The sequence below is a fragment of the Marinobacter sp. AN1 genome, from assembly GCF_026013985.1.
Classification (GTDB): Bacteria; Pseudomonadota; Gammaproteobacteria; order Pseudomonadales; family Oleiphilaceae; genus Marinobacter; species Marinobacter segnicrescens.
In genome coordinates, this window is record NZ_CP110342.1 from 2,824,970 (window position 1) to 2,851,339 (window position 26,370).

Annotated in this window: 23 protein-coding genes; 7 read left to right on the forward strand and 16 right to left on the reverse strand. The window is 61.7% G+C overall.

All coding sequences use genetic code 11. The features are described from left to right. Window positions 1-62: 62 nt before the first annotated feature. The 12 genes from LJ360_RS12975 to LJ360_RS13030 all read right to left on the reverse strand — a co-directional run bounded on the left by LJ360_RS12975 (window position 63) and on the right by LJ360_RS13030 (window position 13,278). A complete protein-coding gene (locus LJ360_RS12975) occupies window positions 63-1,790 on the reverse strand; it encodes a fused response regulator/phosphatase (RefSeq protein ID WP_264994184.1) in 1,728 nt (575 codons plus the stop codon). 58 nt (window positions 1,791-1,848) lie between these two features. Next, complete coding sequence (locus tag LJ360_RS12980) at window positions 1,849-2,154, reverse strand: STAS domain-containing protein (protein WP_091848591.1); 306 nt, start codon at window positions 2,152-2,154, stop codon at window positions 1,849-1,851. A 181-nt stretch (window positions 2,155-2,335) separates the two neighbouring features. Then, window positions 2,336-2,779, reverse strand: a complete 444-nt coding sequence (gene fliJ / locus LJ360_RS12985; RefSeq protein ID WP_091848592.1) for a flagellar export protein FliJ — start codon at window positions 2,777-2,779, stop codon at window positions 2,336-2,338. Continuing rightward, window positions 2,776-4,155, reverse strand: a complete 1,380-nt coding sequence (gene fliI, locus LJ360_RS12990) for a flagellar protein export ATPase FliI (protein ID WP_264994185.1) — start codon at window positions 4,153-4,155, stop codon at window positions 2,776-2,778. The genes fliJ and fliI overlap by 4 nt, the downstream gene beginning before the upstream one ends. Then, window positions 4,136-4,984, reverse strand: a complete 849-nt coding sequence (locus LJ360_RS12995; protein WP_091848594.1) for a flagellar assembly protein FliH — start codon at window positions 4,982-4,984, stop codon at window positions 4,136-4,138. Before LJ360_RS12995 ends, fliI begins: the two co-directional genes overlap by 20 nt. Then, window positions 4,984-6,021 carry a flagellar motor switch protein FliG gene (fliG, locus tag LJ360_RS13000; RefSeq protein WP_264994186.1) on the reverse strand — a complete coding sequence of 346 codons (1,038 nt, stop codon included), beginning with the start codon at window positions 6,019-6,021 and terminating at the stop codon, window positions 4,984-4,986. Before fliG ends, LJ360_RS12995 begins: the two co-directional genes overlap by 1 nt. Continuing rightward, entirely contained in the window at window positions 6,014-7,723 is a 1,710-nt protein-coding gene (gene fliF / locus LJ360_RS13005; protein WP_264994187.1) for a flagellar basal-body MS-ring/collar protein FliF, read from the reverse strand. The genes fliG and fliF overlap by 8 nt, the downstream gene beginning before the upstream one ends. 35 nt (window positions 7,724-7,758) lie before the next feature. Then, on the reverse strand, window positions 7,759-8,127 hold the full coding sequence (gene fliE / locus LJ360_RS13010; protein ID WP_091848597.1) for a flagellar hook-basal body complex protein FliE: 369 nt from the start codon (window positions 8,125-8,127) through the stop codon (window positions 7,759-7,761). A gap of 247 nt (window positions 8,128-8,374) precedes the next feature. Then, window positions 8,375-9,850, reverse strand: a complete 1,476-nt coding sequence (locus tag LJ360_RS13015) for a sigma-54-dependent transcriptional regulator (RefSeq protein ID WP_264994188.1) — start codon at window positions 9,848-9,850, stop codon at window positions 8,375-8,377. Window positions 9,851-9,875: 25 nt separating this feature from the next. Continuing rightward, window positions 9,876-11,135 carry a sensor histidine kinase gene (locus tag LJ360_RS13020; protein WP_264994189.1) on the reverse strand — a complete coding sequence of 420 codons (1,260 nt, stop codon included), beginning with the start codon at window positions 11,133-11,135 and terminating at the stop codon, window positions 9,876-9,878. 142 nt (window positions 11,136-11,277) lie between these two features. After that, window positions 11,278-12,729, reverse strand: a complete 1,452-nt coding sequence (locus LJ360_RS13025; RefSeq protein ID WP_264994190.1) for a sigma-54 dependent transcriptional regulator — start codon at window positions 12,727-12,729, stop codon at window positions 11,278-11,280. Window positions 12,730-12,945: 216 nt separating this feature from the next. Beyond that, window positions 12,946-13,278 carry an SOS cell division inhibitor gene (locus LJ360_RS13030; RefSeq protein ID WP_264994191.1) on the reverse strand — a complete coding sequence of 111 codons (333 nt, stop codon included), beginning with the start codon at window positions 13,276-13,278 and terminating at the stop codon, window positions 12,946-12,948. A 240-nt stretch (window positions 13,279-13,518) separates the two neighbouring features. Between LJ360_RS13030 and LJ360_RS13035 the strand changes: the two genes are divergently transcribed. Next, window positions 13,519-13,992 carry a DUF6586 family protein gene (locus LJ360_RS13035; protein ID WP_264994192.1) on the forward strand — a complete coding sequence of 158 codons (474 nt, stop codon included), beginning with the start codon at window positions 13,519-13,521 and terminating at the stop codon, window positions 13,990-13,992. 26 nt (window positions 13,993-14,018) lie between these two features. Next, window positions 14,019-14,279 carry a hypothetical protein gene (locus LJ360_RS13040; protein ID WP_091848603.1) on the forward strand — a complete coding sequence of 87 codons (261 nt, stop codon included), beginning with the start codon at window positions 14,019-14,021 and terminating at the stop codon, window positions 14,277-14,279. An 18-nt stretch (window positions 14,280-14,297) separates the two neighbouring features. Here LJ360_RS13040 and LJ360_RS13045 read toward each other — a convergent pair whose 3' ends face one another. Both LJ360_RS13045 and lexA read right to left on the reverse strand, forming a co-directional pair. Next, entirely contained in the window at window positions 14,298-14,717 is a 420-nt protein-coding gene (locus tag LJ360_RS13045) for a cell division inhibitor SulA (protein ID WP_091848697.1), read from the reverse strand. A gap of 53 nt (window positions 14,718-14,770) precedes the next feature. Next, window positions 14,771-15,388, reverse strand: coding sequence for a transcriptional repressor LexA (lexA, locus tag LJ360_RS13050; RefSeq protein ID WP_264994193.1), 618 nt, complete (start codon window positions 15,386-15,388; stop codon window positions 14,771-14,773). A 216-nt stretch (window positions 15,389-15,604) separates the two neighbouring features. On the opposite strand from lexA, the gene LJ360_RS13055 reads away from it, so the two are divergent. The 3 genes from LJ360_RS13055 to LJ360_RS13065 are packed head-to-tail and all read left to right on the forward strand — an operon-like array spanning window position 15,605 to window position 18,102. Beyond that, window positions 15,605-16,600, forward strand: a complete 996-nt coding sequence (locus LJ360_RS13055) for an amidoligase family protein (RefSeq protein WP_264994194.1) — start codon at window positions 15,605-15,607, stop codon at window positions 16,598-16,600. Next, the gene (locus tag LJ360_RS13060) at window positions 16,593-17,369 is read left to right on the forward strand and encodes a gamma-glutamyl-gamma-aminobutyrate hydrolase family protein (RefSeq protein WP_091848606.1); all 777 of its coding nucleotides are present in this window, start codon (window positions 16,593-16,595) and stop codon (window positions 17,367-17,369) included. Before LJ360_RS13055 ends, LJ360_RS13060 begins: the two co-directional genes overlap by 8 nt. Continuing rightward, window positions 17,362-18,102 carry an SIMPL domain-containing protein gene (locus LJ360_RS13065; RefSeq protein ID WP_264994195.1) on the forward strand — a complete coding sequence of 247 codons (741 nt, stop codon included), beginning with the start codon at window positions 17,362-17,364 and terminating at the stop codon, window positions 18,100-18,102. The genes LJ360_RS13060 and LJ360_RS13065 overlap by 8 nt, the downstream gene beginning before the upstream one ends. Window positions 18,103-18,116: 14 nt before the next feature. Here LJ360_RS13065 and LJ360_RS13070 read toward each other — a convergent pair whose 3' ends face one another. Both LJ360_RS13070 and LJ360_RS13075 read right to left on the reverse strand, forming a co-directional pair. Next, complete coding sequence (locus LJ360_RS13070) at window positions 18,117-21,869, reverse strand: translocation/assembly module TamB domain-containing protein (protein WP_264994196.1); 3,753 nt, start codon at window positions 21,867-21,869, stop codon at window positions 18,117-18,119. Then, the gene (locus LJ360_RS13075; RefSeq protein WP_320108766.1) at window positions 21,866-23,608 is read right to left on the reverse strand and encodes an autotransporter assembly complex family protein; all 1,743 of its coding nucleotides are present in this window, start codon (window positions 23,606-23,608) and stop codon (window positions 21,866-21,868) included. Before LJ360_RS13075 ends, LJ360_RS13070 begins: the two co-directional genes overlap by 4 nt. 201 nt (window positions 23,609-23,809) lie before the next feature. Between LJ360_RS13075 and LJ360_RS13080 the strand changes: the two genes are divergently transcribed. Further along, the gene (locus tag LJ360_RS13080; protein WP_264994197.1) at window positions 23,810-24,835 is read left to right on the forward strand and encodes a hypothetical protein; all 1,026 of its coding nucleotides are present in this window, start codon (window positions 23,810-23,812) and stop codon (window positions 24,833-24,835) included. 36 nt (window positions 24,836-24,871) lie between these two features. Then, window positions 24,872-26,359 (forward strand): amidase family protein, encoded by a 1,488-nt coding sequence (locus LJ360_RS13085; RefSeq protein ID WP_264994198.1) that lies wholly within the window; start codon window positions 24,872-24,874, stop codon window positions 26,357-26,359. Window positions 26,360-26,370: the final 11 nt, after the last annotated feature.

Here is a 26,370-nt window from a genome sequence, read left to right on the forward strand (position 1 = left end):
ATCATAGTCTGGGCAGTTGGTGATATTGCAACCCGATGACCGGAGAGCGTACCCGGCAGTCCTCAAGTTTGCCCGCTCCCGTGCTCGGTCAGCTCCCAATCATATACTACTTCCGCCTGATTTCCTTGTTTGTTGTAGGTCAGGCCACTGGATAACCGGCGAATTAACGCCAGTCCGCGACCGGCATATGCCCGCTCCCCGGGCTCAGTCACCGCCTCGGGATCAAAGCCCTGCCCGGAATCCCGGCAGCGGATGATCAGTCGCCCCCCGCTGTCGCGCAAACAGTGCTCCAGGTCAAAATGGATAGAATGCCCCTCCACAACGGCAAGGCGCCGCTCCCGTTCAGCATAGTAGCGGGCAAAGCCTTCCGGACTATTTTTCCAGGCCGACGGCAGCTCCAGCACGCCATGCTCCAGGGCGTTATTGTAGAGTTCCGCCAGCAAGGTATAGATTTCGCCGCTGTGCTGCCGCAGCCCGGCCACGGCCATGCAGACATGGAGCAAAAGTGGCAGCGGATTGAACTGGCCCAGGGTGGGGCCTTCCACCTCATAGCTGCAGCGCCAGAAGGCCGGGCCGGTGAGGGCCGACTGGGTAGCAGGCACTGACCGCGTCGTCACCGGGTCCTGGCTGGTCATCCGGAGTCCCAGAAGGGTAAGGTCATCGGATTCCCGGCCGCCACCGGCAAAGGTCTGAACCTGCTCGATAACATGGTCGACGGGCGAGACGTGAGCCGGCTGGGTCGCCAGCGCCTGCAGCAATCGCTGCTCACCGAAGTGCTGTCCGCCGGCATCGGTGGCTTCCAGCACGCCGTCCGTCATCAGCAGTAGCTGGTCCCCCGGCTTCGCCCTGTACTCTTCCATGGGCGCGGCAAACCGCTCCGGGCCCAGAACCCCCAGCGGCAGGTGTCGGGATACCAGGGAATGGCAGGTGCCGTCGACGTCCATCAGGTAACCATCCGGCAGCCCCCCGTTCCAGACCCGCACCACGCCCTGACGGAAGTCCACTTCAGCAAAGGTCGCGCAGCAAAACATGCCGGTGGGCAGGATCCGCACCAGTTTCTGGTTGAGCTCACGCAATACATCCGGCCCGCTGAAACCCTTACTGGTCATGCCGTAGAAAATTTCTGCCACCGGCAGGGCGCCAATAGCCGCCGGCAGTCCGTGTCCGGTGAAGTCGCCAACCAGCAGGTGCATGCCGCCGGCGGGTCGGGGACAGGCAAACAGGATGTCACCATTGAAGACGGACATGGGGGAGGCATGGTAGCGGATATTCGGCGCGTCGAGGCAGCCGGTATGGGCGATATTGTCGAACACCCGACGGGCCGTCACCTGTTCATCCAGCAATTGCTGGTTACGCATATGGATAAGGTCCCGCTGCCGGGCCAGGGTCTCCTGCATCCGGCGCATGCGATCAAACGCCCAAAGCTTGGCCCGGATGATGACCGGGTTGTAGGGCTTGGGCAGGAAATCGTCACCCCCGGCTTCAAGGCACTGGGCCAGGGAACCGGCATCGGACAGGGAGGTAAGGAAGATCACCGGCACCAGGGTTTCGCCGGCCAGCGCCTTGATCTGGCGGGCGGCTTCCATACCGTCCATCCTTGGCATCATGACATCCAGCAACACCATATCCGGTTGCCAGCGGTGATAGAGCTGAAGTGCCGCCTGGCCGTCCTCGGCGGCCTGTACCTCATGCCCCTGACGTCGAAGTATGGCCTGGAGAATCAGCCGGTCCGTGCTGCTGTCATCGGCAATCAGCAGCCGCAACGGCCTGGGGTTATCGGGATCTGTCACGGGTGCATCCTCTCACCCGGAGGGCCTGCCAGACACAGCAGCACCCTCACCGGTCGCGTCAACGAATGGAAAAAAGCTGCTCGAAATTGGAGATGGCCAGGATACGGCGCACGTCGCCGTTGCAGTTCTCGATGCAGATGCTGGCATTGTCACCACCGGCAAAGTCCCTCAGCAACAGGAGCATGCCCAGTGCGGAGCTGTCCAGGTACCGGGTATCAGACATGTCGATCACCCAGTGCCGGACTCCCTCCGAATCGTTTTCATAGGCATCACGGAAGGCCTGGTGGGTACTGAAATCAAAACGTCCCTCGATGGCAATGGTGCGGGTTTCACCGTCGTCGCTTTGTCGGGTGTGCACAGGCATGGTCGTTCCCTCCGCTAACCTGGGTCAGACACCGGGTCTGACTTTGGGGTAATCCTGCCGCTGATCGCCTGCCACTGCAACACTGTGATCCGTGGACCGGCAGGACTTCTGAACAGGCGCACGCCCTTCAGGATAGCCAATGTGTAGGCTTTTGTATTCCAGCACTGTCTCGCACGGATACTTAGCGCCGCCGTGAGAACTGACGGGCGGCGGCTTCATCAGACTGCTTCTGCTCGGCGAGGTCACGGTCCCGTTGCTCCTGGGCACGGCAGGCCTGGATGTACTTTTCCATGCCCCGGCGCCGCTCCCAGGCTTGCTGCCATTGCTGTCGCGCCTGCTCGACGCGCTGCTCTGCCTGCTCGACCCGGGCCTGCTGCTGCCCAAGGAGCAAGTCCAGGCGGGCAATGAAGTTCTGCCAACCCTGCAGCCTCGCCACCGGCACGGTCCCCTGCTGCTGTTCCCGCATTTGCTGGTGGTACTCCAGCTGGTAGCGCTGCAATTCCTCAAGGCGGTCCTGTTCCTCCTGCCACTGGCGCCGTACATCGTTCATACGGTCCAGGGCCTGTTGTTCCTTGCGCTCTTCCAGCGACAGCACTACTTGCAGGCGTTGCGACCGTACCGTCATTCACGGCCCCCGGCCTGGTTTCTGTCCGCATTGCCGGGCTTTGGAGGCTTCTCTGGCAGCAAGGCCAGCAATTGCTCCACGCACTGGTCAAACGGGGCGCCCTCATTCAGGTCCTGCCGGAGGAAGTCACGCATGGCGTCAATATAGCGGATGGCAAAGTCGGTTTCCGGATCGGAGCCCTTCACATAGGCTCCCACGCTAATCAGGTCCCGGGCCTGCTGGTAGCGGGAATACACCTGCTTGAAACGCTGGGCCCGGGCGAAATGGTCCTTGTCCGTAACATGGGGCATAACCCGGCTGACGGAGGCTTCCACATCAATGGCAGGGTAGTGGCCCTCTTCCGCCAGGCGCCGGGACAGCACGATATGGCCATCAAGAATGGCCCGGGCCGAGTCCGCCACCGGATCCTGCTGGTCGTCACCCTCCGTGAGCACGGTATAGAACGCGGTAATCGAGCCTCCTCCGGGCTTGCCATTGCCGGTGCGCTCCACCAGTTGTGGCAGCTTGGCAAACACCGATGGCGGATAACCCTTGGTCGCCGGTGGTTCTCCTACCGCCAGGGCGATTTCCCGCTGGGCCTGGGCATAGCGGGTCAGGGAGTCCATCAGCAGCAGAACGCGCTTGCCCTGGTCACGGTAGTATTCCGCGATACGGGTGGTCAGCATGGCGGCGCGCAGGCGCATCAGGGGCGAGTCATCCGCCGGCGAGGCAACCACCACTGAACGGGACAGCCCTTCCTCCCCCAGGATGTCATCGATGAACTCCTTGACCTCCCGACCCCGCTCGCCAATCAGGCCAACGACGGTAATATCCGCATCCGTAAACCGGGTCATCATGCCCAGCAACATGCTCTTGCCCACGCCACTGCCGGCGAACAGGCCAAGACGCTGGCCCTGGCCCACGGTCAGAAGACTGTTGATGGCACGGATACCCACATCCATGGAGGTGCGAACGGGGGCGCGGTTCAGCGGGTTGATGATCTCGCCGGAGAGCGGCACCCGGGCTTCGGCCTGCAATGGACCATGGTTATCCAGCGGTTCGCCGTTGCCATTGATCACTCGCCCCAGCAAACCCTCGCCCACCGGAACCTTGCTGGCCGCCGACAATGGCACCACCCTGGCACCGGGGCGCAGGCCATCAATGGCGGTCAGGGGCATCAGGTAGACCCTGTCGTCCTCGAACCCCACCACTTCCGCCTCCACGGTGGCATCACCCTGGCCCAGGATCAGGCAGCGATCGCCCACGACCATGGGACAGCCCACGCACTCCAGGGTCAGGCCAACCATACGGGTCAGGCGCCCGGACAGTTCCGGCGCGGGTTCAGGGGGTATATTGCCGCTCAGTCGCTGCAGGCGATCAGCCAGGCTGCTGGTCATCGTCGGACTCCCCCGGCTCGTCCAGTACATCCCGGTGGAAATCAGACAGCTCTCCCATCACCGACTCCAGCTGTTCGCTCTCGCCGGTTGAAGCGCTGCCGATCTGCTGCTCCAGCATGCCCTGAACGGCCTTCTGGAAACGCTTTTCAACGGTGTAATCCACCAGCGAGTGGCGGGTTTCCACCTTACATCCCCCCGCGAGGATAGACTCGTCCCCGGTAATCGCGACTTCCGCATCGAGGCGCCCGGCGACTTCACTGACCCAGTCAAGGTCAGAGGGATGAACGCGAACCCGGACATTCTCACGGGTCGACGGCAGGCTGTTGACCGCATCGGTAACCACCTGCCTTATCTGTGACGAGTCCAGGGACAACTCCCGGTGGATGACCGCCCGAGCCAGTACCGTAGCCAGGTTGACCAGGGCAGACTCCAGTTCGTCCTGGTGCTGCTCAATGGGTGCCACCAACTCGGCCATGACACTTTCAAGTCGCGCCAGTTTTTCGTCAATGGCACTGCGGGCATTCTGCTCGGCCTGTTCCCGGCCTTCCCTTTCACCGGTTTCCCGGCCCTCGCGATAGCCCTGCTCACGGCCGTCTTGCGAACCTTTCGCGAAGCCCTCTTGATAGCCGGAACTGCGGCCCTCTTCCAGGCCCTCTTCCCAGGCCGACTGACGGATGGACTCAATATCGGCGGCTGTCAGCGGCTTGACGTCCACCTCTTCCTCACGGGCGATCTCGTTGCCCTGCTCGTCCAGCAACGGCAACTCCCAACGCTCCCAGGCGCTGAGTTCTTCGGGAGGAACTCGGGTACCGCGACGGGAATCCTTCATCACATCATTTCTTCGCCGGCACCACCGAGGGTGATCTCACCCGCTTCCGCCATACGACGGGCAATGGTGATGATATCTTTCTGGGCGGACTCCACTTCACTGACGCGGACCGGGCCCTTGGCCTCCAGGTCATCCTGAAGCAACTCGGCGGCACGCTTGGACATGTTGCGGAAGATCTTGTCCTTGACCGCATCATCAGAACCCTTGAGAGCGACCACCAGTACCTCGGAGGACACTTCCCGCAGCAGGGTCTGGATGCCACGATCGTCTACTTCCACCAGGTTATCGAACACGAACATCAGGTCTTCGATGGTTGACGCCAGGTCCGGATCCATATCCTTTATCGAATCCATCAGGCCGCCCTCAATGGAACGGTCCATAAAGTTCATGATGTCGGCCGCCCGCTTGACGCCACCGATACGGCTGGTCTGGGCGCCGGAGCCACCGGAAAACTGTTTCTCGAGGATATCGTTGAGTTCCTGCAGGGCCTGGGGCTGGATGCTCTCGAGGGCCGCTACCCGCATCATCACATCCAGCCGAACCTTGTCGTCCAGGGTACCAAGGATCTCGGCCGCCTGGTCCGGATCCAGGTAGGAGATAACAATGGCCTGGATCTGGGGGTGCTCATAGCGAATGATATCGCCCACGGCGCGAGGCTCCATCCACTTGAGGGTGTCGAGGCCGGTGGTGTTACCGCCGATCAGGATCCGATCGATCAGGCTATTGGCCTTGTCGTCTCCCAGGGCCTGGGTGAGCATGGCACGGATGTACTCATCATTGCCCACACCCAGGCCGGTCTGGCCACCAACGGCGTCGACAAACTCATTGAGCACATAGGACACTTCATCCTTGCTCACATCCTTCATCTGGGCCATGGCCACACCGACCCGCTGGACTTCCTTGGGGCCCATATGACGCAGGATCTCGGCGGCGTCGGATTCACCCAGCGACATCAGCAGGATGGCGGCCTGCTCTACCCGGGGAATCTTGCGGCGGAGTTGCTTCTTGTCCCCGTCCTGGCGATTTTCTTCACTCATCGACGTTCACCCACTGGCGCATTACCTGGGCGACCCGGGCCGGGTCCTCGGCAATCAGCCCCTTCAAAGCGTTCAGGTGCCTATCATAGCTGTCAGCGGCGCCAGGCAAAAGCAGCTCATCCTGACCGCCCATAGCGTCCGCCAGAGCCCTGTCGGTACCCATACCAAGGTCATCGTAGGAGCCTCCGCCCGCGCCAGCGTCATCCTCCCGGCCATGCCGGCTGCCACCGGAAATGGTCTTGAGGACCGGGCGCAGCAGGCCCAGCACCAGCGCCAGGATGACCACGCCGGCAAGCACCTGCTTCATCAGGTTCCAGAACCAGGGTTGCTCCCAGAACGAAGGCTCCACGTACTCCACCGGCTGTTCCGGTGCGAACGCCGTGTTCATCACTGTGACACTGTCACCCCGCGCAGCGGAGTAGCCCACGGCATCACGTACCAGCATATTCAGGCGTTGCAGCTCCTGCTGTTGCCACGGCTGGTAACTGACCTCACCGGTGTCCGGATCCACCACCCGCTTGTCATCCACGGCCACGGCAACGGTCAGGCGCTTGATACCTCCCTGCGCCTGGCGAATGTAGCTGACGGTGCGGTCCACTTCGTAGTTGCGGGTGGATTCACGGCGGATGTCCACTGGCTGGGCCTGGCCACCCTCTTCTTCGTCCGCGTTAGCTGCGGCCTGCTCAGGCACAGCGGCTTGACCCGGGGGTTGGTTGGAGAGCGCTCCGGGAATACCGCCCTGGGCACCGCTGGCGCGCTGCTCGGACATTTCCCGCTCGCTGCGAATGGCCTGCTGTTCAGGGTTGAAGAGCTCTTCCGCCTGCTCGACAGAGGAGAAGTCCAGGTCGGCACTGACTTCCGCGCGGAAGCGGCTGTCGCCGACAATCGGTGCAATCATGGAAGCCACCCGGCTGGTCAGGCGCTCCTCCGTTCGCTCGGTGTATTCATACTGTTCCTGCATGTCCCGGCGATTCGCATCCTCCTCACGGCCGGTCAGCAGGTTGCCGTTCTGGTCGACCACGGTCACCTGCTCCCGACTCATCTCCGGCACACTGCCTGCCACCAGGTTGACGATGGCCTTGATCTGCTCCTGCTCCACCCGGCGACCAGCGAAGACATTCAGGAATACCGAGGCGGTTGGCTTGCGGGCATCACGGACAAAGACGGAACGCTCCGGAATGGCAAGGTGCACCCGTGCGGATTTGACACTGCGCATGCTGCCGATAGTCCGGGCCAGCTCACCTTCCAGGCCCCGGCGGAAGCTGATGGTTTCCATGAACTGGGAGGTGCCCAGTCCCTGCTCCTGGTCCAGCAACTCGTAACCAATGGTGTCCCTGTCGGTCACGCCCTCGGCAGCGAGCTTCAGGCGAGCGTCATAGACCTGGTCCGATGCCACCAGCAGGGCACCGGAGCGGCCGTCCATGCGGTACTCGATGCCACTCTGGTCAAGGATGCGGGAAACGTCCTCCGGGTTGTAGCTGGAGAGATCTCCCAGCACCGGCTGGTAGTTGGGCTCCTGTGCCCACAGCACCACGGCCACGCCCAGTGCCACGCTGGCAGCCAGCCCCACCATAAGGCCGATCTGCCGCAGCAGGTTAAGGCGGTTGAAGCCAAACAGCAGGTCGCTGCGGCTTTCACTTTCGGTGTCCGAACCGGTGGTGGACAGCTCAGTGGAGGTGGCGTCTGCAGGTATACTGGCCATGGGGTTGCTCCGCTACTAACTCGTTATACCGGCCGTCAGATCGGCATGTTCATGATGTCTTCATACGCCTTGACCACCCGGTTACGAACCTGGGACAGGGCATCAAAAGCGACCGACGATTTCTGGGAGGCAATCATCACCCGGGTGATATCCACGTTTGGGTCGCCCTGCTCATAGGCGGTTCGAAGTTCGCCGGTGGTCGACTGCAGGTCGTTGACCTTGTTAACGGCCTGGTTGAGCATATCGCCAAAGCCCGGAGTTTCGTTGACCTTTTCCGGGCCCGACGGCTTGTCCACCTGGCCACGTATCGCCAGGTCGTTATCCATGCGCTGGTTCTGCATCATCTGCGCCCGCAGATTGCGCATCTCGGACAGGACGTTATTGATATCGGCTCGCTGGACCATTGCTCGTCTCCCGGTTCCAAAAGCTCTTGCGCGCCCGGTGTCCCGGGGTGGCGCTGAACAGGTTTCGACGGGGTGAATGCAAAGTTCTGACCAACTAACAATTAATCAATGATTACAGCGTGTTAAATAACAAGGCCCGCTGCGACCACAGAACGCTGTCGGGATTTTGACGTGCTGGAGAAGGCGCATACCCGGGCCAGAAACAGAAAAGGCGCCCGCAGGCGCCTTCTCCGGAGAGCTTTCAGGGTCAGACCGCCATTGCCAGCTCGGCGTCCAGGTCGATGCCAAAATCGCGCATCTGTGCCAGCTTGTAACGCAGGGTCCGGGGGCTGATACCCAGTTGCTCTGCCGCCCGGTTGCGACGTCCGCGCTCCCGGCGAAGCGTGTCAATGATAATCCGGAACTCCCGACGCCGGATCTCATCCCCCAGCGAGGCCGACTCATCCGCAGGCTCCGACACTGCAGCCACAGGTGCTGTCGCGCCCGTATCACCGCATACTGCAGCACTAGCCGTGGCCTCCATCGGGGCAGATACCGCCTGTGCCGCTGGTGCGGCAGGGACGGCAGCGACACCGCCAAGTCCGGTGATTCCCATATCCAGGCACAGGTCCTCTGCCTGGATTTCAGCTCCCTGGTGCAGCACCAGCGCCCGCTGGATCGCATTGTCGAGTTCCCGCACGTTACCTGGCCAGCGGTGATTCTCCAGGGCCTGGCGGGCATTGGCGCCCAGGGTAATACCGCTAAGCTTCATCTTGCGGCTGTGCTGGCGCAGCAGGTGTTCAGCCAGGGGCAGGATGTCTTTCGGACGATCCCTGAGCGGGTGCCAGTGCATTGGCAACACACTCAACCGATAATAGAGGTCTTCCCGGAACTTGCCTTCACGAACGTAGTCCGCCAGGTCCCGGTTGGTGGTGGCCAGCACCCGCACGTCCAGGGAAATGGTTCGACGACCGCCAACCCGCTCCACTTCCCGCTCCTGCAGGACCCGCAACAGCTTGGACTGCAACCCCAGGTCCATCTCGGAAATCTCGTCCAGCAGTATGGTACCGCCGTTGGCCTGCTCGAACTTGCCCGGCACCGACGCGTGGGCCCCGGTAAAGGCGCCTTTCTCATGGCCGAACAGGATGGCCTCCAGCATGTTTTCAGGAATCGCAGCGCAGTTGATGGCGACAAAGGGCTGGTCACTGCGACTGGAGTTCTGGTGGATAAAGCGGGCGAGTACTTCCTTGCCAGTGCCGCTTTCACCCGAAATCATCACCGTGGAATCGCTTGCAGCCACTTTCTTCGCCAGCTGGAACAGCCGCTTGCTGATAGGATCCTCAGCCACCGGGTCGTCGCTGCTGCGACGGCGGCTTACCGTGGCACCCACCACCTTGTCCACCGCCTCCACCAGCACCTGGGGCTCGAAGGGCTTGACCAGGTAATCGATGGCGCCGGTCTGCATGGCGCTGACCGCATCGCTGATCTGACCGTAGGCGGTAATCAGCATCATGGGCAGGCCGGGGTACTTTTTCAGCACCTCGGCTAACAGGTCATGGCCGGACATTCCCGGCATATTGACGTCACTGACCACCATATCCACGGGCCCACGGGCCAGTTCATCCAGCGCCTTCTCACCGGATGCGGCCTCCCGCACCCGGAAACGGGCCAGTTCCAGGGTGGTTACCAGCGCTTCGCGCAGGTCATGATCGTCTTCAACAATGAGAATCTGGGGTCGGGCCATGATGTCCTCCGACTGTCCTTTTTTGTCAGGATGTTGTTTTCGGGTTGCGGGCGGCAGGCAAACGAACCGATGCAGAGGCGCCCCCGCCAGGCGTGGGCGCCAGGCTAAACTGGCCGTTGTGGGCCTTGACCACGGCCTGTACCACCGCCAGCCCCAGGCCAGTGCCGTGGGACTTGGTGGTGTAGAAGGCTTCCATCAGCTGCTCGGCCTTATGGCCGGGGAAGCCCGGACCATTGTCAGATACCGCAATGACCAGCTCGTCCTGGCAGCCCGTGAGCGAGATTTCCACGCGCCCGGCACCTGCTTCCAGGCTGTTGTTAACCAGGTTCATACAGGCGCCTACCAGTGCTTCCTGGTTACACATAAGCGGAACCGGGGCACCATCGGCGACCAGTTCTACCTGTTGGTTATCCGCCAGGTTGAGGCCATCGACCGCCGCCCGCAGGCCCTCCTCAATACGGTCCGAAGAGAGCGCCTCCGCCAACCGGGTTTCACCCCGGGCAAAGGTAAGCATGTCGCGTACCTGGGACTCCAGGTGGGTCAGGCGGGACATCAGACGGCTTGCGCAGCGCTGGCGCAATTCTTCATCCAGGTCTGGCTGGGACAGGTGCCCACCATAGAGAATGGCGGCGGACAACGGCGTACGAATCTGGTGCGCCAGGGACGCCACCATGCGGCCCATGGCCGACAGCCGCTGCGCGTGGGCCAACTGGGCCTGGAGCTGACGGGTCTCGGTAAGATCAGTGAGCAGGATCAGCTGACCCGGCTCATTCTCCATGGTTCGAATCTCGATGCTGACACGGCGGCCGTCCTTGAGGGAGACTTCATGGCCATCGTCGCGCCGGGGTGCGAAACAGCGCTGGATCACACTCACCCAGCGCTCGCCCTCCAGGGGCTCACCCAGCAGGGAAATGGCAGCGGGATTGCACTGGGCAACCGTGCCCTGGCTGTCCAGAACAATCACGCCGGCAGGCAAGGCGGACAAGAGGGTGGAGAGGCGATCCGCCAGGCGCTCCTTTTCTTCCAGCTCACGCTGGCGCTGACGGGTTTCGGCAGTGAGTTCGCCGGAAAGCTGGTTCACCCGGGACTCCAGGGTACGGTAGGAGTCGGTGATCTGGCGGGACATCTGATTGAACAGATCCAGCGCGGAATCCACCGCATCGTCTTCCTGGGCCGGGAACAACGCGGTTACCTTGTCATTGGCATCCGCAGCCGCATCCCTCGTACTCGCGGAACCGAACTTCCCGGCACGGGAGGCAGGTACTGCCGTCTGGATCTGTCTCATGCTTCCCCCTGACCATAATGTAATGATTCAGAAGGGTATTAGCAGGACCCGTGCCAGAACGTCATTTTTCTTTAATTACAAACGATTGGAGACCACAAAAAGCAAAAACCCGACCCGGACCGCCGGCGCTGACAGAAATCCGTCAGCTGTCGTCTTCGTCGCGAAGACCGTATTTACGCACTTTTTCTACCAGCGTCGTCCGGCGGATTCGCAGTTTTTCTGCCGCCCGGGCCACAACACCGTTGGCCTCATCGAGCGCTTGCTGAATCAGCTGCTTTTCCAGGTTCGACAGGTAGTCCTTGAGGTCGATGCCATTGACCGGCAACAAAGCCGGCGCATCCAACCCGACCAGTCCGGGCATGCCGCCTGACGGTGTGGCCTGTTCGTCGATGGGCAAGTCTTCGTCGTAGTCGTCCACATAGCGGAACTTCTTGGGCAGTTCCTGGACGCCGATCACCCCATAGGGGTGCGTGATCGCGAGACGTTCAACCAGGTTGGCCAGCTCACGAACATTGCCAGGCCAGTCGTGGCGGCACAGACTGAGGATGGCGGCGGAGTTGAGTCGCAACGAACCCCGCTTTTCCTTTTCCATGCGGGCAATCAATTCGTTGATCAGCAACGGAATGTCTTCAACCCTTTCGCGCAGGGCAGGCATTTCAATGGGGAATACGTTAAGGCGGTAGTAGAGGTCTTCGCGGAAGTCCCCTTTCTCGATCATGTCCTCCAGGTTCTTGTGGGTGGCCGCAACAATCCGTACATCCGCGCTCTGGGTCCTGTTGCTGCCCACCCGTTCAAAGGTACGCTCCTGCAACACCCGCAGGATCTTGACCTGCATATTGAGTGGCATGTCGCCGATTTCATCGAGAAACAGGGTACCGCCCTCTGCCAGCTCGAAGCGACCTACCCTGGCGGTAATGGCACCGGTGAACGCACCTTTTTCATGACCGAAAAGCTCGCTCTCAAGCAGCTCCGCAGGAATGGCGCCGCAGTTGACCGGTACAAAGGGCTTCTCTCGCCGGGGTGAATGGTAATGGAGGTTACGGGCAACCACTTCCTTGCCGGTACCGGACTCGCCGGTAATCAGTACGCTCACGTCCTTGTCTGCCACCTGGCTCATCAACTCCCTTACGCCTTTTACGCTGCGGGAGGTACCCACCAAACTGCGGAACAGCATGATGTCCCGTTGCTGGCCCCGGCCCCGGGCGCGGGTGTGCTGGTCCCGGTAGATCTGAGCCCGGTACAGTGAATCGATCAGCTTGGTGTAATTGGGGGGCCACTCCACCCGGGCGAGCACGCGGTCGTGGCAGTCCTTGTCCAGCCCGCCCAGATCCGGGTCCCCGACCACCAGTATGGGCAACCCCGCCTCAGCGTGACAGACCAGCTCGATGTCCTCCCGCAGTTCCCTGTCATCCTCGGCACTGATCACAGCGAGGCCCAGTTCTTCCAGGGCAGCCTCGTCGTTACTTGCCAACCGTTCACGGGATGCACCGTCGTCCAGTACCGTTTCCTTGCCAATGAACTCCAGTATGGTTTTCAGATCCCTGGCCCGTGAGTCATCCCTGCTCAGCACCAGCACAGTATCGGTCATCGACATTCAGATTGAATCTCTTGGTCAGCACAGCATGGAAAACGGACACGGGCCCGGGGAAGCCCTGATCCGTCCGGCGATATTGTTTGAGCGCTATTTAAGACGTTTAATCGGTGAGAGTCAATTTTATGACGCGGGTCACACAGTTATCGCAGGATGCGACCTGATATGACGGAAATCTCCCTCAATCTACCAGTGTCCAGGACGCTAGTGTCCCGGACTCTAGGAACGGTCCCGCCCCGACACCCTGGCGTAGGTGCTGGCTGCCTTGCGGTTCTGCCCTACCTGCTCCAGCGCCTCCCTGGCTTCGTCGCGGGCTTCGCGTGCCCTTGAGTCCGCCTGCTGCACAAACTGCTCCAGGGTGCGCAAACGTTTCTGCACCTCGGTGGGCGCCAGCTGTCTCTGCTCCATGGCATCCATCACCGGGTCAATCAGCGTCCGGACATCCGCGTTGAGCTCACCCAGTCGCGTCCAGTCCCGGGCTTCCAGCGCCCGTTGCAGCTGGTCAATTCGTTCATCCAGCCTTGCAAGGGCTTCATGGGCGTCATTGGTCATGCCAGGCCTCCGTATACTGTCAGGGTTGCCCGAGTTAAGCCGACGGCTTATCCAATTCAGGCAGCTTCGTTCGAGTATACAGGCCACGGCGCTACAAAGTCGCTGCCTGGCCATGGGGAGCCAGGCGAAACAATGCCACACGCAGCCGCGTGCCAGCGCCAGAAAGCGGAAGAAATTGCACACAGATTCTGGTAAGATACCCCGTTAATCAGCGATTCATCCGACGAGGTACAGCCAGCCATGTCAGCACAGTGGCAGACACTGGTGTCACAGAAGCTCTACCTGGCAACCCAGTTGGCCGGACTGTCCCGTAAGCAGGCTTCCGCCACTGATCGGGAAGCCACGTTGCAGGGGGCTATTGAGCTGGCTTTGCGGGCTCGCAAACTGATGTTTGCCCTGGTAGCCCGCTATCACCAGCAAAACCGGGCGACGCCAGCCACCGTGGAAGAGCTGACCACACTCATCGCCGATACGCCGGACGCTGAGCTGTTGACTGACCTGGCCCGCACCCCGGGTAGCTGGCTGAACCACCTGGAGCAGCTGGAGGTCGCCCAGAGCGAGCCTCCGCGGCAGCAGAAAACGGTATCGGAAGAGAATATTATCGCTGTATCGACGGCTGCCGGGCCCGATCGCTCTGCGGACGGCCTGCTGGAAACCCTGGCAGCCATGAAAGCATTCATGACAGACCTGGGCGAGCGCCATGCTGAATGGTAGCAGCCCGGGCTTGATGTAAGGATTCTATGTCACCTTCATTCTTTGAAATTGTACAACTGAGCGACGGCGACTATGCGCTCAAGCGTGTGGACGATGAGTCGGCCCCGCTGGTGAAGATCTCGTTTTCCCAGGAAGCCCGTGAGCTGATGGAAAACCGCGACATGACCGTTGCCCGCGCCATGATCGACGCCGGCATCCAGGCCGTGAGCCACATCAACGATGCTGTAGACTGGGAAGATGCCGACCCGGAGGATTTCGAACTGCACGCCCACCACACCCTGCACTAACCAGGCAACGTTGCGTCATTAGCGGCACCGCAGAATCACCCCGTGGCTCTGGCCGCGGGCAGATGCCTGCTCCAGCGCCCCGAAATCCCGATTCGACAACCGGGTGGTCCACATTACCACCGCATGGCAGGTACCAGCCCCTAATGCCCGCTCTGCCAGCTCAAAAGCGGAATAGTCGCGGCTTGACCTCAGCACCAGCAGCTCGCTGGCAACAATTCCATGCATGGTCTGCCACTTGCTGACCAGCTCCTGGGGCGGGTCGATCCAGGCCAGCCAGCGCCGCTCCTGGTTCAGTTGGGTCAGCATGGGCAACAACAACTGGAAGTTTTCTACCTGCCCCGGCGGCAGAATTACCTCGGTCACGTTTCCACGCGGTTCCGGTGCCGGTTCGGCGACCGGCAGCAACTCTGTGTTTACACTCAAACCCAGCTGTTCCATGACTTCCTCCCGGAATACTACGGGCTGACACCGGATGGCACCAGCCTGAACAATCAATGCACCTGGTGCAGGTCGGACTGTCGAATCACGCCAACCCCGAGGCCCTCAATGACCAGCTCCTGCTCCCGCAGGTCGACGACAATCGGCTCAAAGTCTTCGTTCTCCGCCACCAGGTAAACCTGGGGGCCTTCCCGCCGGTAACGCTTGACCGTGACTTCCTCGCCAACACGGGCTACCACCACCTGGCCGTTGTGGACATCCTGGGTACGGTGCACTGCCAGCAAGTCACCATCGAGTATTCCGATATCCTTCATACTCATGCCCCGCACCCGCAGCAGGTAATCGGCAGACGGGTTGAAGAACTCCGGCTGCAGGGTGCAATAGTCCTCGATGTGTTCCTGGGCAAGGATGGGGCTACCAGCCGCCACCTGGCCGATGACCGGCAGCCCCGGGTCCTGCTCTTCTTCCGGCAGGCGTATGCCACGGCTGGTACCCGGCACCATTTCGATGGCACCCTTGCGAGCCAGTGCTCGCAAATGCTCCTCGGCAGCATTGGCCGAACGGAAGCCCAGCTCTTCAGCAATCTCCGCACGGGTGGGCGGATACCCGGTTTCATCCACGTGACGACGGATGATGTCCAGTACCTGGCTTTGTCTCGCAGTGAGTTTCATGAGCAGTGGCCCTCGTGGCTAGTGCTGGTGTTATATACAGTAACTCAACTTTATACAGTATTCTATCCAGTGTAAACCCCGACACGACTTTTACCCCCGCACAACTGCCTGCGGTGCACAGGTGAACTGTTACCAAGGTTTTTTCCAGCGGGCCGGGAAGCTGTTACATTGACGTACTGACCTCAATCCGGTGCCACTTTCAGGGAGTAAGAATACATGCCAGAGCGCTGCCAGATGCCCGATGTGCTAACGACCGACGAGGGTGAAAAACGTCGGGTGGGCGTGGAAATCGAGATATCGGGCCTGGGCTACGAAAAACTGGTAGCGCTGACGGCCGACCTGCTGGGCGGCAAGGCCAGCACCGCCAGCCGCTACGTCAGCCGGATTGATTCGCCGCTGGGGGAGTTCACTGTCGAACTGGACTCTGACCCGATCAAGGACCTGGACCTTCAGGACCACAGGGTGCCGGAGTCCCTGCGCGAGCTGGGCGGCCATGCCATGGACGTTATTGACTATGCGGCTGAGCGGCTGGTGCCACTGGAAATCGTCTCGCCCCCCATCCCGTTCGAGGCACTGGAGACCATTGAGGCCCTGGTGGATCACCTCCGGGAAGCCGGGGCCGTAGGCAGCCGTGAGGCCATTCTCTATGCCTTCGGCCTGCAGCTGAATCCCGAATTGCCTGCGCTGGACGCAGACACACTGCGCCGCTACCTGCAGACATTCGCGGCACTGTATGACTGGCTGAAGGGCCGTCACCAGCTGGACTTCAGTCGCAAGGTAACCACCTACATTGAACCTTGGGCGAGCAAATACGTCGACAAGCTGGTCGCAGAAGGCTATTCGCCGGATATGGAAACCCTGATGCGGGATTACCTGAAGGATAATCCTACCCGCAACCGGGCCCTCGACCTGCTGCCACTGTTTGCCCATATCAACGCGGACCTGCTGGCAGAATATGTGGAAGACCCTCGCATCAAGTCCCGCCCTACCCTGCATTACCGGCTCCCGGACTGCGACATCGACAACCCCCGCTGGCACTTCTCCACCGTCTGGAACGACTGGGTCGTGCTGGAGCAGGTTGTCGCCAACCCTGAACATCAACAGGAGCTGAACGACCTGTTCCGGGAGAGCCGCACCCTGTCGTTCCGTAACCTCACCAGCACCTGGCGTACCCGCTGCCAGCACTGGCTGGAGAACCGGGGTTATGTCTGAAACCGATAACGCCGCGGAACAGGAAGTACCCGGCCTCACCATCGGCATCAGCGGCCCGTCCCGAAAACGTACGGCAGACCGACTGATTGCCCTGGGGCTGAGGCTCTATGGAGCCCATACCCACTACATCAGGCCCGGTAGCAAGGTCGATGTCTCGCTGCTTGATGGCATCGTGTTGTCCGGTGGCAGTCATATCCATCCGGAACTCTATGGCCAACAGCCAACCATCAATGCGCGCTATGACCGGCTGCGGGACAGTACCGACCAGGTCCTGCTGACCGAAGCGGAGCGGCTGCACCTGCCGGTACTGGGTATCTGCCGGGGCGCGCAGCTGATCAACGTCTTCCGGGGCGGCTCCCTGTGCCAGGATGTGACGCCACTGCGGGTTAAAACCCGCCATCGACCGCTGTTACTACCCCTGCAACCGGTGGGCATCGTGGAGCCTACCCGACTGGGGCGTATTGCCGGTACCCGGAAAATCGGCGCCAACCGCATCCACAGCCAGGCCATCCAATGGCTGGGCAGTGGACTGAAGGTCAGCGCCGTGGACAATGACCTGTTCGTGCAGGCCATCGAGAATACCCACGGGCAGTGGCTGATGGGTGTTCAGTGGCACCCGGAGTACCTGCTCTACCACGGCGTACACCGCCGCATATTCCGGGACTTTGTACGCACCGCCGAACAACTGAAACTGGCCCGCCTGACCCGGGGTGAATACCCGGAACCCGAAGGCCCGCCGCCAACGTCAGAAGGAACAGACCATGAGTGACCACCCTTTTCGTCGAATCTTCAGCCCGGTAATGCTGGCCCTGATGCTACCAGCCGGCGCAGCACTTGCCGATACTCCCGAAGTCAGCCTGAGTGGTGAGGGCCAGGTGCGTTATATGCCGGACAGTGCCAGGCTCAGCTTCTCCATCAATGCAGAACACCCGGACGCCGACAAGGCGCTGGAGCAGGTCCGGTCCACCATGGAACAGTGGCGTGACGCCATCGAAGACATACGGGGGGAACTGGTGGATTACAGCGACGCCTCAGCCCACCTGTACCAGCGCCGGGAACCACCACGGCCAGTCCGGGACGGAAACAGCCAGGACGAAGAGCCGCAAACCATTGCCGTGGCCAGCCAGACCATCACATTCGAGATCCACGACCTGGACCTGCTCAACCCGGTACTGGAGAAAGCCCAGAATCTGGGAATGAACTACAGCCTGGGCCAGCACCAGTTCTTCCATTCTGACGAGGAAAGACTCCAGCGGGACGCCCTGGCTGCTGCGATCCGCAATGCCCGGGAGCGTTGCCGGTTTGCCGCCGCACAACTGGACATGACCTGCGGTGAAGTGAAATCCCTGAACCTGCAATCCTCAGGAGGCGGCCCGGTGATGATGCGCATGGCAGAAGCATCCGCAAAGGCCGACACCGTGAGTGAGGTGGGCCCCGGGAAATCACCGCCACGGTGCAGGCGACGTTCACAATGGAATAAGTTGAACAACAGGCAGGCGTAGCGGGCAGGCGATCATCAGAAATCCCGGGTGTAGAAGATATCCAGTGACGACGCCAGCCCGCTGGCCGCCTCCACATAGAAATAACGTCCCAGGTCATACCGCAGGGCCACCGTGGTAATGGGCTCGAACAGGCCCACGCCATAGCGAAGGCTGAGATCTTCTGTGAGGTAACCGCTGGCAACCACGGCAGAGCCCTCCCCGGAGCCTTCCGCTTCCAGGGTCAGGTCCTGTATGCCGAACGCCTCACCGATATCCCGGGTAATACCACTGGCCCGGTTGAGCCCCAGGGAAAGGGCCGCCCGGCTCACCTGGCCCTGGTCGCCCTGGCTTTGCAGGGGACGCCCCAAAATGACATAGGATAACGCCTGGTCCTGGGACATGGGGGGTTCCGAAAACACTTCCGTTTGTGGCTCCTGGGCGGATCCACTGAGCCGGATACCCGCCACCACATTGTCGACCCGCCGTACGGCCTCGATATCCAGGTAGGGCTCGCCCACCGAACCCACAAACACCAGCCGCGCCCGCCGCAGGTCCAGCTCCTGGCCGAAGGCCTCGTAACGACCGTTAACCAGCTGTAGCGCACCGCGGGTATCCATGTTGTTACCAATGCGCAGTTCGCCTTCAAGGTTGCCAGTAACCCCGAATCCTTCAAAAGATACCCGGTCTTCCCCTACCACAACGGTGACATCCATATTCATGGACCGGACCGGCGGCGGCTCCGGCTCCCGGCCGACAATCACTTCGTCACCAGACACCGCCACGGCCTGTTCCGGCAGTCCCCGCACTTCGATCTGACCGCTGGGCATCGCCACCCGGCCCGCTATGGTCAGGTCGCCATCGACAAAGCGCAGCTCCAGGTCCGGCGAAACCTTGAGCTGTGCATAGGGTTCGTAATTGAGCGGCAGCTGGTCACCTTCGAGTACCAGCGTCAGCACCGGTGCGTCTTCCCAGTCCAGCGCACCACCGATCTCGCCACGGCCGCTACCGTTGCTTCGCCAGTTGCCTTCCAGGGTGGCCCGCTTGCCGGCAAAGGCCAGCCGCAGGTTCAGGTCAGACACGGGAATCGGTACCATGGGATCGATCACACGGCCATCAGAGAGCACCAGCTCACCGTCCACACGGGGGGCGAGCAGGGGACCGTCCAGCCGCCCGGAACCTTCCACCAGGCCGCTGACCTCCTCCATGTTGAGCAACGAGCCCACCATCGCCAGGTCAAAACCGGTAAGACTGAAGGTTCCGCTGGCCGGTCGGTCCGGGGCATTGGGATCAACGGTCAGGTCCACCGACAGCGCCCCAAGGCTGTCACCGTCCAGCCGCAGTGCCACATCCGCCTGCTGCGGTATCAGATTCGCTGACAGGGTCAGGGTCCGGTAACTGAGTGTCTCCCAGTCTTCATCCAGCACGACGTCCACCTCACCCGGGCCGGCGGACACCCGCACGTCGCCGGTGGGGCCTTCGCCACCCAGGGACAACACCAGCGAACCATCAATTCGAGCCTTCCAGCGAATGGTTTCCGGCAACAGGGGTGACAGGGCAGAGGCAGGAAGATTGCTGATTTCCAGGTCCAGCGCGGTATCGGGTAACAGGGTCTGGTCTCCAGCACACAGGGTGCTGTCCTGCCAGCGCCAGCAGTGGGCCCCGAGGGTCAGGGTCTGGTTGCGCCAGCCCAGGTCCGCGGGGGCTTCAAGCTGCCAGGTCTGATCCGGCTCCGACAGCTGCACCTGGCCATCCGCCAGCTGCCCGCTCCATTGGCCGCCATCCTCCGTCGTCCAGCCGCCGGCCAGCGTGATATCAAGAACTGCCTGGGGATGCCGCACACCCAGTTCCAGGCGATGGTCTTCCAGGGTGCCGGCCAGGTCTGCCTGCACCTGCTCGATGGTCTGATCGCTGGCCTGAATCATGCCAGCCTCCAGGCGGGCCTCCAGGGCCTGGTTCGCGTCCAGGCGGGCGGTCAGGGACAGGTTGCTGATGCTCAGCTGGTCCTGCCAGGCCAGGCCTTCGCCCGAGGCCGTCAGGGTACCGGCAGGGGCCAGCATCGGTCCCTCCAGATCGAATTCCGCCCGCAGGTTGCCGGCCAGTTCCGGGTGAAGGGTTTCCGGCTCAGGCAGATCAAGCGAACCTTCAAGGGCCATGGCCGGGGCATCTCCCAGCGGGTCACGTAGCTCGCCGGAAACCGACAGCCGGTTCGCCCCAATGGCAGCCATGACGTCAGATACCTGCCACAACCGGTCCGCAGCACTGAGCTCGCCACGGCTGGTCAGCGGCGCCTCCCGCCACTGGCCGTCCAGGTCCCAGGTGGCGGTAAACTCCGGCTGACCTTCATCATCCAGCTGGCCCCGGGAGGTAACGGTACCATTGATGCTGGCCGATGCCTGTGGCACCCAGTAACCTGGATCAAACTCCTCCAGCACGAACTCGCCCTGCCAGCTCAGCGCCTGGGCAAAGCCGACGTCCGCCTGCCCCTGAAGACGACCGCCACCCGTGGTCATGGTCAGCTCGTCCAGCCGTACCTTTTCAAGGTCACCCTGTACACGACTGTCGAGGGTAGCGTCGCCCATGGGACCGGACGCGTCGAGGTCCACGGTGGCACTGTATTCACCGTTCCTGTACTCACCGCTTGCCTGCAGGGCGGTAATGGTGACCGGGGGCGGCGTCATATCCGGTAACAGGTCGAACCAGGCAAAGGTCCCCATGTCCACACTGGCGCGGACGGACAGTTCATCTGCCCAATCGACGGCACCATCCAGGTTCAGCGCGGCCTGGCCATCACCCCCGGCGGACGGGCCGGTCAGGTTCAGTTGCACGTCACTGGCCTCTTGGGCGGTCACCAGGGCAGACAGCTCAAGGTCCACCGGTCCCCGCTGCCCCGGAAGCTGCGCCCGGGTATTGACGCGATAGCCACCCGCCAGGTTGCCCCGGGCATCGACCCGCCACTCCTGCAGGGTCAGGGTTTCTGGCAGCGTGTCCAGGGCCAGGAAAGCCTCGGATCGGAACTGGGCACTGGCGGGAAGGTCCGGCGCCAGCGGCGCCAGCTCGGCCTGTAGTTGTCCGTCGAGATAGCCACTGGACACCAGTTCCGCCCGTAAATCACGCACACTGCCACGGAACTGGCCGACGATACGCCACTGCTCGCCCCGGGGTGGCGGCAGGCTGAGGTCCACCTGTACGGCGAGGGGCCAGTCGCCACGGGTTTCCAGGCGACCGTCAAGCGCCAGCGTCACGTCTTCCCGGACCAGGCTGAGTTCGCGGATATGAAAGTCGGCACCGCCACCGCCGCCCTGCAGCCTGAGGCGATCCCAGATCAGGGTGTCGTTGAAACGGAACCTGCCAACGTCCACCGACCCGATATCCAGGTTAACCGGCAGGTTGACCTCGGGCAGTTGCACCGGCCCCGAGGCCTGGTCCTCTTGCACGGTACTATCGGGCATCCGGGTAACGTCCAGTGACGCCACTTCCAGGCGATCAAGGCAGAAGGTTTTGCGGAACAGGCAGGTGGGCGACCAGTCGATGACAGGCTCCTCGGCATGCACCTGCACACCATACCCATTCCAGGAAAGTTGCGCTGCCTGCCACTGCCCCAGCAAAGAGCCCCTCGCCTGTTCCGTTGTCAGTCCCGGAATCTGCTCCAGCACCCAGGCAGTGCCAGTCTCCGACCGCAAGGCCGCCAGCATTGCGCCAACCACGATTACCAACAACAACAGCAAGATCACCAGGGTGATCAGCAGCCACTTGAACAGACTGGTCAACAAACGGGTCGCCCGGCTCATAGCTCTGGCCCCATGGAGAAGTGCAGGCGCCAGCCGCCGCCAAACTGATCATCAAGGCCCCTGGCCACATCGAAGCGGATCGGCCCAACCGGGCTGATCCAGCGCACGCCTATGCCGGCGCCGGTGGCCAGCGGATCGTTCAGGTTATCAATGGCATTGCCCTCATCCACAAACGCGGCCACGCGCCAGTTATCCGCCACCTCGTACTGATACTCCACACTGCCTACTACCTGATAGCGACCGCCCACGGCGTTGCCCTCACTGTCTTCCGGCGACAGGGTCTCGTAACCGTAACCCCGAACACTCTGGTCACCGCCAGCGAAGAACCGCAGCGACGGCGGCACGTCAGAGAACCGGTTGGTGGCCACGCCGGCCAGCTGGAACCGGGTCAGGAAGCGGTGATTGTCTGCCAGGGTTATCAGCCCCCGAGCCTCGGAGTTCACATGCAGCACATCAACCGTCGAGAAAGCGTCCCGCAAGCCGCCGGTCAAATCAAACTGCAGCCTGTATCCCCGGGAAGGATCGATGGGGGAATCGGCATGGCGTTTGGAGAAGGCAATGCCTGGCAGCAATAACCGGGTATTGCCGGACTCTGCGTTGCCGATATCAAACCGCTCATTCTCCCAGCGCATGGAAAGTACCCGCGTCCAGCCATTGTCCATCTGGTGGCGCCACTGCTGGCCGACAGTGAACCGGTCTGACTGCACATCCTCGATATCCTCCCGCTGGTAACCGGCCGAGAGGCGTATGGAATCGGTCATGGGCGGGTCGAGTGGCAACTCATACCAGCCAGTGATGTTCTGGCGTGGCGCCGATAATTCGGTCTCCGCGCCACGGCGATGGCCCCATTCGTTCACCCAGTGCTCAGTCCAGGTGCCCCGGAAACGGGGGCCAACATCCGTGGAAAAGCCAACACCGGCAGCCACCGAGCGGGGATCACGCTCACTGACCCGGGCGGTCACCGGGATAACGCCGTCTTCTGCCTCCGAGGGCGGTGCCGTCACCAGTACCTGCTCGAAATAGCCGCTGTTGGACAGGTCTGAGCTCAGCTCCGCCACCTTGTCCGCATGGTAGGGCGTACCCGGCTCAATCTGCACAAACCGCCGCAGCAGGGACTGGTCGAACACGTGGTCTTCGTTGAAGCTGACCTGACCCATGCGATAGCGATCGCCGCTGACAAAGTGCAGCACGATATCTGCCTCCCGGGTCTCCGGATTGACTCTGAGCGTGCGTTGCTCGAACTCACCGTCAAAATAACCAAGACGTGAGGCGCGGCTGCTGATCACCTGGCGCAGGGTTTCGTACTGGCCATGATTCAGGATATCGCCCTGTGCTGGTTGCTCCGGCAGGTTGGCGCTGAAGTCCGGGTCCTCGGACGCAGGACCGGAAATTGTCACTTCACGGGAGGCAACACGCACCGGCTCACCGGGCACCACCTCCAGAATCAGTACCGGCGGGTCACCGTCCTGAATCCGGCGGGTAATAGACGGACTGTAGTAACCCAGGGCGCGCAGGGCTTCACGGACCTGGTCTTCCGCGGTGCGACCGTAGCGGCGCAATGACGGACGGCTGCGGTTCTCCACCTCGCCGACGAAAGCGCGGGCGTTCTGCAGAAGCTCCGGGTAATCCCCTTCAATCCGGATATCAACCTGGTTGGCGTTTGCCAAAGGCGCCAGTGCCAGCACCAGCGACACCACAGCGCCGAGGGAGAATCGTCCTGATGTGTAATTGGTTCGCAAATCCGGCTCCGGTTTAACGACGCCCGTGGTTCTTCCCCGGCAAATGGCTGCCCTGTCAGGAGTTCGTCGTGGACGTCCAAATACGCTAGTCTGTTGGAAAGCGTCTGACAACACCATGAATCGGCGGCAAATACTGATCGCCGGGGTCGTTGCCGGACACGTCTCCATTCAACCAGGCGTCAGGGGAGTTGTTGCCAGCGGATGTTCACCATCAACAGGGAGAATCTCAAGAAAAGCCATCAGACCGTCTGGTTTGTCGTCGACTTTCTGATGCTGGGTCTGCTGATCCTCAACCTGGCACTGATTATCTTCGATTCCATATACAGCTTCGCGGCCATCCAGGACTTTTTCCAGCAATCCCTGCCGGCATTCTACAATGCCTATCACCCGGTACACCGCAATTTCATCTTCTACGACCTGATCTTCGTCAGCATCTTTCTGACAGAGTTCTTCGTGCGCTGGCTCTACGCCATACGCATCGGGCTTTATCAGCGGTGGTATTTCTATCCGTTTATCCACTGGTACGACCTGCTTGGCTGTATACCAACCAGTGGCATGCGCTTCCTGCGGGTATTGCGGGTGATCAGCATTATCTACCGCCTGCACCGCTACGGCGTTATCGACTTTACGAAGACGCGGCTGTACCAGTTCCTCGCGTTTTACTATGAAGCCTTCATGGAAGAGTTGTCCGACCGCATCGTATTGAAGGTACTGTCAGGCATGCAGGAGGAAGTACGCCGGGGTTCCCCGCTGCTGGACCGCATCTCACATGACATCATCCTGCCCCGCCGGGACGTCCTGGTGGGCTGGATATCGGACCGGGTGGCTGACATGGCCAACCAGGGCTATGTGCCCAACCGGGACGCCCTGCGCGGATATATGGAGGACCGCATCAGCGACGCCATCCGTCAGAACCCGGAACTCTCGCGCCTCAAGCTGCTGCCCATCTTCGGTAACCAGGTACGGGGCACGCTGGAGGAAGCCATCGGCGACATCACCGCCAATATCATCAACCAGGTGATGGAAGACCTTTCCAGCAGTCGCAACCACGATTTCATTGCCGACCTGGTGGATGTATTCATGCCACAACCCAGGACCTTCGACGCCACCAGAGAACCCGAAGTGTCCCGTCGCCAGGACAATGAGGTACTGATCAACCTGACGCTGGAGATCATTGACGCTATAAAGGACCAGGTTCACCACAAACGGTGGCGCGAGGAACTCTGACCCTGTCAGGGCCGATGCCTTATCCGGGAGACGTACATGGATCAACCGCTGCATTACCTTACCGCTTCCGGGCTAATGCAATTACTGGAGGCAGGCGACCTGACCAGTGAAGCGCTCACCCGCTCCCTGCTCCAACGAATTGAACGACATAACCCGGCCCTCAACGCCGTCATCGACCTGGACCAGGAAAGGGCCCTTGGCCTCGCCAGGGAAGCCGACCGTAAACGCCAGGCAGGTGAACCCTGCGGCCCCCTCCATGGCTTGCCCATGACAGTGAAGGACACCTGGGAAGTACCCGGCCTGGGCTGTTGCGCAGGCGCACCGGTGCTGTCCGGATACCGGCCAGAGCAGCCGGCGGATGTAATCCGGCGGCTCCAGGACGCCGGCGCCATTATCATCGGCAAGACCAATGTGCCTTACTACGCCTCCGACATACAGACCTACAACCGGGTTTACGGTACCAGCTATAACCCCTGGAACCGGGACCACACCCCCGGCGGGTCTTCCGGTGGTTCCGCCGCGGCCCTGGCCAGTGGCATGACACCACTGGAAGTGGGCAGCGACCTGGCCGGTTCCATCCGCACCCCGGCCCACTTCTGTGGCGTATTCGGGCACAAGCCCAGCCGCACGCTGATCTCCTTCCGCGGCCATATCCCTGGCCCGCCGGGCACCATCAGCCAGCCGGACCTGGCAGAAGGCGGGCCCATGGCCCGGTCGGCGGAGGACCTGGAAACCCTGTTAAAAGTGATTGCCGGCCCGCGCCCGAACCTGGCGCGCAGCTGGCAACTGAGTATGGAGCCGGCAGCTGTTGAAAGCCTGGCCGAAGCCCGCATTGGCCTGTGGCTGGACGACCCGGAGTGCCCCGTAGACCACGAACTGACCAACTCCTATCGAAAACTGGCCGATACCCTGGCCGCCGGTGGCGCCCTGGTGACGGACCTGGCCCATCCGCTGTTATCCCTGGCCCACATCATGCCGGCCTACTTCAACCTGCTGGGCAGCCTGTTGGGTAGCGGCATGACCAGCCGCCAGAAGCGGCGCCTCAAACTCTTTGCCCTGGCCGAAAAGCCCCTGCGCCGGATAACACCCATGACCTGCGGCATGGCGGAATTCGCCCGTGGCACCAGCCAGACCATCGGCCACTGGATGCACTGGAACGAAACCCGGGAGAAAATGCGGGAACAGGTAGAGGACATTTTCCGGGAAGTGGATGTCATGCTGACGCCGGTAAACCCGGTCACGGCCATCCACCACGACCAGAGTGACCCGCCCTATCGCCGGCAGATCCGGGTCAACGGCGACAACCGCCCCTACTACGACCAGTTCTGCTGGATTGCCCTGGCCACGTTGCTGGGGCTGCCTGCCACCTCCGTTCCGATTGGCGTGACCAACGCGGGACTGCCATACAGCATCCAGGTGATCGGTGCACCGGGCAGGGATCTGACAACACTGGGATTCGCACGGCTGCTTGAAGCAGAGGGACTGGCCGGCTTCAGGAAGCCGCCAGGCTATTCGGGAGAATAGCGCAATGGACA

Excerpts from the sequence above, each read along its gene's own strand:
- LJ360_RS12980 (WP_091848591.1), bottom strand. The coding sequence starts at position 2,154 with ATGCCTGTGCACACCCGACAAAGCGACGACGGTGAAACCCGCACCATT.
- fliJ (WP_091848592.1), bottom strand. The coding sequence starts at position 2,779 with ATGACGGTACGGTCGCAACGCCTGCAAGTAGTGCTGTCGCTGGAAGAG.
- fliI (WP_264994185.1), bottom strand. The coding sequence starts at position 4,155 with ATGACCAGCAGCCTGGCTGATCGCCTGCAGCGACTGAGCGGCAATATA.
- LJ360_RS12995 (WP_091848594.1), bottom strand. The coding sequence starts at position 4,984 with ATGAAGGATTCCCGTCGCGGTACCCGAGTTCCTCCCGAAGAACTCAGC.
- fliG (WP_264994186.1), bottom strand. The coding sequence starts at position 6,021 with ATGAGTGAAGAAAATCGCCAGGACGGGGACAAGAAGCAACTCCGCCGC.
- fliF (WP_264994187.1), bottom strand. The coding sequence starts at position 7,723 with ATGGCCAGTATACCTGCAGACGCCACCTCCACTGAGCTGTCCACCACC.
- fliE (WP_091848597.1), bottom strand. The coding sequence starts at position 8,127 with ATGGTCCAGCGAGCCGATATCAATAACGTCCTGTCCGAGATGCGCAAT.
- LJ360_RS13015 (WP_264994188.1), bottom strand. The coding sequence starts at position 9,850 with ATGGCCCGACCCCAGATTCTCATTGTTGAAGACGATCATGACCTGCGC.
- LJ360_RS13020 (WP_264994189.1), bottom strand. The coding sequence starts at position 11,135 with ATGAGACAGATCCAGACGGCAGTACCTGCCTCCCGTGCCGGGAAGTTC.
- LJ360_RS13025 (WP_264994190.1), bottom strand. The coding sequence starts at position 12,729 with ATGTCGATGACCGATACTGTGCTGGTGCTGAGCAGGGATGACTCACGG.
- LJ360_RS13030 (WP_264994191.1), bottom strand. The coding sequence starts at position 13,278 with ATGACCAATGACGCCCATGAAGCCCTTGCAAGGCTGGATGAACGAATT.
- LJ360_RS13035 (WP_264994192.1), top strand. The coding sequence starts at position 13,519 with ATGTCAGCACAGTGGCAGACACTGGTGTCACAGAAGCTCTACCTGGCA.
- LJ360_RS13040 (WP_091848603.1), top strand. The coding sequence starts at position 14,019 with ATGTCACCTTCATTCTTTGAAATTGTACAACTGAGCGACGGCGACTAT.
- LJ360_RS13045 (WP_091848697.1), bottom strand. The coding sequence starts at position 14,717 with ATGGAACAGCTGGGTTTGAGTGTAAACACAGAGTTGCTGCCGGTCGCC.
- lexA (WP_264994193.1), bottom strand. The coding sequence starts at position 15,388 with ATGAAACTCACTGCGAGACAAAGCCAGGTACTGGACATCATCCGTCGT.
- LJ360_RS13055 (WP_264994194.1), top strand. The coding sequence starts at position 15,605 with ATGCCAGAGCGCTGCCAGATGCCCGATGTGCTAACGACCGACGAGGGT.
- LJ360_RS13060 (WP_091848606.1), top strand. The coding sequence starts at position 16,593 with ATGTCTGAAACCGATAACGCCGCGGAACAGGAAGTACCCGGCCTCACC.
- LJ360_RS13065 (WP_264994195.1), top strand. The coding sequence starts at position 17,362 with ATGAGTGACCACCCTTTTCGTCGAATCTTCAGCCCGGTAATGCTGGCC.
- LJ360_RS13070 (WP_264994196.1), bottom strand. The coding sequence starts at position 21,869 with ATGAGCCGGGCGACCCGTTTGTTGACCAGTCTGTTCAAGTGGCTGCTG.
- LJ360_RS13080 (WP_264994197.1), top strand. The coding sequence starts at position 23,810 with ATGTTCACCATCAACAGGGAGAATCTCAAGAAAAGCCATCAGACCGTC.
- LJ360_RS13085 (WP_264994198.1), top strand. The coding sequence starts at position 24,872 with ATGGATCAACCGCTGCATTACCTTACCGCTTCCGGGCTAATGCAATTA.